This is a genomic window from Verrucomicrobiota bacterium (genome assembly GCA_039192515.1).
Taxonomy (GTDB): Bacteria; Verrucomicrobiota; Verrucomicrobiia; order Methylacidiphilales; family JBCCWR01; genus JBCCWR01.
The window spans coordinates 1-2831 of record JBCCXA010000087.1 but is presented as its reverse complement, the minus strand read 5'-3'; the positions used below and the strand labels follow the sequence as shown (position 1 = coordinate 2831).

At 43.8% G+C, this 2831-nt stretch carries 3 protein-coding genes; all 3 read left to right on the top strand.

Annotation, left to right across the window (positions count from 1 at the left end):
• Window positions 1-1611 (top strand): hypothetical protein (locus AAGA18_15995; GenBank protein ID MEM9446843.1); only part of this gene is annotated, 1611 nt, incomplete at its 5' end.
• 60 nt (window positions 1612-1671) lie between these two features.
• Complete coding sequence (locus AAGA18_15990) at window positions 1672-1809, top strand: hypothetical protein (GenBank protein ID MEM9446842.1); 138 nt, start codon at window positions 1672-1674, stop codon at window positions 1807-1809.
• Between the two features lie 65 nt (window positions 1810-1874).
• Window positions 1875-2831: DUF4157 domain-containing protein (locus AAGA18_15985; protein MEM9446841.1), on the top strand; the 957-nt coding region annotated here is incomplete at its 3' end.

The window sequence follows — 2831 nt, the reverse complement described above, 5'->3', positions numbered from 1 at the left end:
TTATTGTTGTTTATGGCGGGCGCTATCAGTTTGAGTGCTATGCGGGGTGCTTATAAATATTACTTACACAATGCTTCATCACCGAGGATGAAGAGTGCCATCAAAGCGTTGCAAGAGGAATTTGAAGCACAGGCCAAAGCTGAGGGACGAGTTGTAGGTGATGATGTAGCCAAAGGCGTTACTCAATCAGCTCAAGTAGATGCGAAGTTCCGCTCTAACAAGGTGATGTCACAGATGTTTCCGGATGCGACGGCAAAGGGAGAGCTCAGGTCGTCAGAGGAATTGGCATCGCGGTGGAATCCATTTTCGAAAAATAGACCTAAACGCACTCCAGATCTTATTAAAAAGCCGTGGATTCCTTGGCATAAAATTGATGCACAGATTGCAGCCAAGGATGCCTTGGATGCTAGAACTATCATTCGCTACAAAGATATAGCTGCGAATGATGCTGTGCTCGGCACTCCCGCTTCTAGTGTTTACAGTGGGTCGCTAAACCTCGCATTTGCTCAAGGACCAACTGGCTCTACCTACCTGCGTATCAATGGGATTGATCTCGAAACCTTGGTTGCTCAGTTAAAATTCGAATTTAATAAAGCTTATTCAGAAGCCGGTACAATTAGTAAAGTCAATGAGAGGTGGAGGTGGTGGAAGGTGTGGGAAAAAAAGCACGCCGTAGACAAAGTCGCTTGGGCTGATCATTTAAGAGCAAAGCGAACGTATGCAGGCTTTCGCAAGGATTTTGCTAGGTTAGATGATCTTGTCAGAATTTTAGATGAAAATTTTCGTCTTGGAGCGGAATTAGACTCACCCATCATTAGAGCCAATGTAAGTGAAATCATGAAAGTATTGGAGAATTTTAGAGCAGCTACCGTGCCTGGTTATTCTGCTACGAAGGTCTTTAAGAATGATATAGATTTTATCGCAAACACTTTGACACACAAGTCTAGTATATGGGGAAGGTTTAGCATTCCCACTCAAGATGTCCTCGAACATGAATTAAGCCTGGCGTTAAAACTTTTTCCAGTAACTGATTTTATACATGCTTTAAAGGCTAATAGAGGAACAGATGTGATACGATTGGGTAGTGAATTTAGCATGAAGCCCAAAAAGAACACATCTATGATGCGTGATCCTGAGTATGTTTCCGATACAGCTGGTGCTACATTTAGCCTTAGCGACCAAGTCATTCGGTTTCCTCCTAGACCGATTCCAGCTTCTCGCTTGCGTGAACTAATCTTTCATGAAACTTTTCATGCCTGGTTTCATCAGAAATACCCCAAATATAGTAAACTAAATACTAGAGTCCGCATGAATATTAGGACACAATTAGCCCTTTTCTTTAACGAGATGAAGGCTTACCGAGCTGGAATAGATGCGCGTCAGCATCTGATAGACAGTACTTCTCAAGTTACAAAGACTGAATTACAATATTTAGCTAAGCGAAGTGATTTTCAAGGCATACAAGGGGGCATTAAAGGGTCAATTCGCGATAGAGATCTGGCGTTGGCGGTTTATTATACCGCAGATATCTTGTATCAGGTTTTTTATAGTTTGCCTAAGGCCGGGCAAGAATACTTGATTAAAAGACCTACCGATTGGATGTTTCGTTAAGATAAATTACCACGGTTAAGATTGTATTTTCGATGTTCGGTGATAAATCGCGGTATGGAGATGGCTAATCGCATGGTTGACCTTAATGACGTATCTGCTTTCGTTGCAGCAGATGATGAAAAGCTCATTAGTATTTTAGGCAATGTTGATATCCAAGCGATGAAGAAGGATGGTAGGAAACTGCTCAAAGCAAAGTGAATACCCTGTGATACCACAGGCTTCTTGCACTATCTTTCATGCTTGGGTTATTCTTTTTTTGCAGCATGATTCGAGAGAAAGTCGAGAGGAGTGGAGGATCTAAGAAGAGCACGGAGCAGACTCATGAACGCTCCCAGGCAGAGCTTTCTCACTCGGCTCGAGAAGTGGAAGCTTCTTACTATGTGCAAAGGAAAGCAACCTGTGCCTGTGGAGGAAGTTGTCCTAGTTGCACCGGTTCTAGTAGCTCGGAGAACACGAACTATTTGGCAACTTTAGCCTCTACGGGAAAATCCTTGGTATCAGATTCTAGCCACTATCTAGGCAGTCAACTAGGGATGAGTGGACTTTTGCCACAAGTCAAAGTCCATAGCGATGAGGCAGCAGCCCAATCAGCCAAATATCTAGGTGCGCGTGCTTATACCTTAGGGAACCACATAGTCTTTGGACGCGGTGCATTTTCTCCTGATACCTTGTCCGGACAAAGATTGTTGGCACATGAACTGGTGCATGTGCAACAACAACGAAAATCATTGGGGCGTATTGCCCAAGCGAAGTTTATAGAGCCTGTCCATAGTCCAGCGGAAAAAGAAGCTGATCAGGTGGCTGATAATATTGTGCGAGGCAAATCGGTAAGCGCGAGTCGCCTGTCCCTTGATCCTGGAAGTCTATCCAGAGAACCTACGGGTCAGGCGACAGGAGATATAGAAGACCAAGCCAAGCGTTATGAGATTGATTATGAGGAAGTCACTGCGAAAAACTTGAGATGGTGGCGACGTCTGCGCTTAGATCAAGTCAAACCTTTCGGTGAGGTGACTCCGCAAAAAACACCTATTGCTTATGCTAATTTTGTCTATCAACTACAAACCTTCTTAAAGGGAGCGAAGATGAATAAGCGCTCCAAGGCTTTTAGCCAAGAAGTTGACGGAATCATGGGGCCAAGATCTTTTTACACCTTTTGGTATTTGGGGCAGATGCTCCAAGATAGCAAGAAGCTAAGAGATGTTTTTGTTAAAGGTGGAGGG

Coding starts and splice junctions, on each gene's coding strand:
- AAGA18_15990 (MEM9446842.1), top strand. CDS start 1,672: ATGGCTAATCGCATGGTTGACCTTAATGACGTATCTGCTTTCGTTGCA.